This is a genomic window from Candidatus Rickettsia tasmaniensis (genome assembly GCF_036857515.1).
Classification (GTDB): Bacteria; Pseudomonadota; Alphaproteobacteria; order Rickettsiales; family Rickettsiaceae; genus Rickettsia; species Rickettsia rickettsii.
In genome coordinates this window covers 1-506 of the sequence record NZ_JAQCNX010000088.1, presented here as the reverse complement: position 1 = coordinate 506, position 506 = coordinate 1, and the positions used below count along the sequence as shown (strand labels likewise).

Sequence of the window (506 nt, the reverse complement as noted above, 5' to 3'; positions counted from 1 at the left end):
TTTGCTTCGCTTATAGGCGCAAAGAAAAATGCTACAACAAAAATATAAGGTAATAAAAATTTCCTAAACATTTTAAATAAATAAAATATTATTCAAATTAAATCAAATGTGATTTTTCGTCATTGCAAGGAAAAATTGAAAATTTTGACGAAGCAATCTAGTAAAAAATGCTATGCATTTTTTTATTATTTTCCTAGATTGTCACGCTTCCTACAATCGCTCGCAATGACGATGAAAATAATACTTACTACAGGCTTCAATTGCTTCAAACATTAAGTATAGAGTCATTAGCTTAGTTAAAGAAGCGGGGTAAATCCGAATTTGTGAATTATGGGCATGCAACACTTTACCGCTTTTTGCATCAATTACTAAACCAGTTTGAACAGGAGGTTTAGGGGTATTTTTTACGGCTTTTTTTGCTTCGCTTATAGGCGCAAAGAAAAATGCTACAACAAAAATATAAGGTAATAAAAATTTCCTAAACATTTTAAATAAATAAAATATTA

1 pseudogene is annotated in these 506 nt (G+C 29.1%); it reads right to left on the bottom strand.

What is annotated here, in order from left to right:
- Positions 1-252: 252 nt before the first annotated feature.
- Positions 253-486, bottom strand: a pseudogene (locus tag O6R16_RS08100) (D-alanyl-D-alanine carboxypeptidase); the annotation flags it as partial.
- Positions 487-506 lie beyond the last annotated feature (20 nt).